Source organism: Treponema sp., from assembly GCF_045657965.1.
Lineage (GTDB): Bacteria > Spirochaetota > Spirochaetia > Treponematales > Treponemataceae > Treponema_D.
The window spans coordinates 1-2894 of record NZ_JAZOUG010000235.1 but is presented as its reverse complement, the minus strand read 5'-3'; the positions used below and the strand labels follow the sequence as shown (position 1 = coordinate 2894).

The 2894-nt window shown below is 42.3% G+C and carries 3 protein-coding genes; all 3 read left to right on the top strand.

Translation table 11 applies throughout. The features are described 5' to 3' along the window. Positions 1-203: 203 nt before the first annotated feature. Positions 204-911, top strand: coding sequence for an AzlC family ABC transporter permease (locus ACKI5B_RS08765; protein ID WP_407427845.1), 708 nt, complete (start codon positions 204-206; stop codon positions 909-911). A gap of 18 nt (positions 912-929) precedes the next feature. Next, positions 930-1244, top strand: a complete 315-nt coding sequence (locus ACKI5B_RS08760) for an AzlD domain-containing protein (RefSeq protein ID WP_407427843.1) — start codon at positions 930-932, stop codon at positions 1242-1244. Between the two features lie 7 nt (positions 1245-1251). After that, on the top strand, positions 1252-2894 hold a 1643-nt coding region (locus ACKI5B_RS08755), incomplete at its 3' end, for a UvrA family protein (RefSeq protein ID WP_486401671.1).

Here is a 2894-nt window from a genome sequence, read left to right as displayed (position 1 = left end):
TCGGTTTAGTTCGCCGCCCTCTCAAGGCGGAGAGACGGGTTCGACTCCCGTAGTGGCTATTGACCTCCTGTCTTGACGAGTTTTTGTAAACAAAAACTTGCGGGTTAAATTGCTTTCTGTCGCATCCGTGTGGCAACTGTAATGGATGATTTTAAGATTTCCCTGCTTTTTGTGCAGGGATTTTTTATTTGGCTTAGAGTATTATGAATAACAAATCTGCGTTTTTAAATGGACTTGCTGCGGGAATCCCGATAGGTCTTGGTTATTTTGCAGTATCTTTTTCACTTGGAATTGTTGCCCGCAAAGCAGGACTTAATCCTTTTCAGGGGTTTACCGCCAGCTGGTTTAATCTTGCGTCCGCCGGGGAATATGCTCTTTTTACTTCCATAGAGCAGGTTGTCACCTATATAGAAGTCGCTGTTATCACTTTTGTTGTAAATGCACGGTATATGCTTATGAGCTGTGCCTTAACTCAAAAGTTTTCTTCCGAAATTCCTTTTTTTCACAGATTTTTAGTGGCATTCGGAATTACAGACGAAATATTTGGAGTTTCAATTTCGCAGAAAGGAGTATGGAGCCCTTTTTATAATTACGGTGTAATGGCGGTGGCTGTTCCTTTATGGAGTTTAGGAACTTCTCTTGGAATTATTGCCGGAAATATTCTTCCGTCTTCTGTTGTATGTGCTCTTTCGGTTGCACTTTACGGCATGTTTATCGCAATTATAATTCCTGCTGCCAAAAAAAATATGACAATTGCAGCCGCAGTTTTAATAAGTTTTGCATTAAGCTGGGGATTTTCAGTTCTTCCGTATATAAAAAATCTTTCGGGCGGAAACAGGACAATTATCCTTACTGTGGTAATTTCTGCGGTTCTTGCGTATTTAAAGCCTGTGGAAGAAACTGAAAATTAAAACGGAGAATTAAAATCTATGTCTGGAAATATTTGGATTTATATTTTTACTGCCTGGTTTATCTCTTATTTAATCCGTGTTCTGCCTCTTACTTTAATCCGTAAGCCGATTAAAAACCAGTTTATACGTTCATTTCTGTACTATGTACCTTACGTTACTCTTTCTGTCATGACTTTCCCTGCAATTGTGCAGACAACTGATTCTCAGATTGCAGGCCTTGCATCTCTTGCTGTAGGTGTGCTGCTTGCTTTTTTAGGTGCAGGATTGTTTCCGGTTGCAATTGCATGCTGTGTAGTGGCTTTTGTTGCTCAATGGCTTGTGAATCTGATATAATAGATTTGTGGAAAAATCAGAAAATACCTATTTATTCAAGAATATACATAAGGTTTCCGGCGAAAAAATCGTAATTCAGGGGGCACGGGAACACAATCTTAAAAATATCAGCGTGGAGCTTCCGCGTAACAAACTCGTTGTCATTTCAGGGCTTTCAGGAAGCGGAAAATCTTCCCTTGCTTTTGACACTCTTTTTGCTGAAGGTCAGCGGCGTTACATGGAAAGCCTTTCTTCGTACGCACGGCAATTTTTGGGCAGTATGGATAAGCCTGATGTCGATTTAATCGAAGGGCTTTCTCCGGCAATTTCAATCGAACAGAAAACTACTCACAATAATCCCCGTTCTACTGTCGGAACTGTTACAGAAATTTACGATTACTACAGGCTTCTTTTTGCACGGATCGGTCAGGCTCACTGCCCGAATTGCGGGCGGGAAATCAAAGAGCAGAGTGAAGATCAGATTATCGGAACAATTTTAGGATGGGGAGAAGGCACAAGAATCACGCTTTTAGCTCCTGTTATCCGAGGAAAAAAGGGCGAACATCAGAAGATTATCGAAGATGCACAGAAGTCAGGCTTTGTGCGTGCCCGAATCGACGGTTTAATGGTCGAACTTGATGATTCAATTAAACTTGACAAGCAGAAAAAGCACACAATCGAAATCGTTGTTGACCGTATTGCTCTTAAAGAAGACTCGCGAAAGCGTCTTGCAGAGTCGGTTGAGGCGGCTTTACAGGCAAGTAACGGCGTTCTGATTGTTCTTCGTCGTGTTGAAGATGATTCAGAAAAAGGCTTTCACGAAGAAGAAGTGTTTTTCAGCCAGAAAAATGCCTGCCCTGACTGCGGAATTTCTATTCCTGAACTTCAGCCGCGTCTTTTTTCTTTTAACAATCCTTTTGGAGCCTGTCCTGAATGTACGGGAATTGGCGAAAAAATGGAATGGGATGTAAAAAAAATTCTTCCTGATGAAAGTCTTTCTTTTAACGAGGGGGCTTTTCCTTTCTACAATCCAGAAAGCGAGTGGAATCACTCACTTTTTAGTGCAGTTGCAGAAACAGGCGGATTTTCGCTCGACACTCCGATTAAAGATTTGAGCGAAGATCAGAAAAATTTCCTCTGGAACGGCGATGATACAAAAATTATGCACTGGATTTATCAGAAGCAGAGCGGCGAAGGTTATTCTGAATACAAGCGGCCGTGGATTGGAGTTCTTGCCGACATGAAAAGGCGTCACAACGAAGCGTGGGGAGAAGCTCAGCGGGTACGAATGGAAGAGCGGTTCATGTCTGTCTCTGAGTGTACCTGCTGCCATGGAAAACGCTTACGAAAAGAAGCACTCGGCGTTACTTTAGGCGGAAAAAACATTATCGAACTCTGTGCTTTGAGCGTAATCGAAAGCCTTGATTTTATCGAAAGTCTTGAACTTACCGAAACTGAAAAACTGATTGCTTCCCAGATTTTAAAAGAAATCAAAGCACGGCTAACTTTCTTAAAAAATGTCGGCCTTGATTACCTCACCCTTGAACGCTCTGCAGGTACTTTAAGTGGCGGTGAGGCTCAGCGAATCCGGCTTGCAACTCAGATTGGTTCAGGTTTGACGGGCGTAATGTACATTCTTGACGAGCCTTCAATCGGTCTTCATCAGCGGGA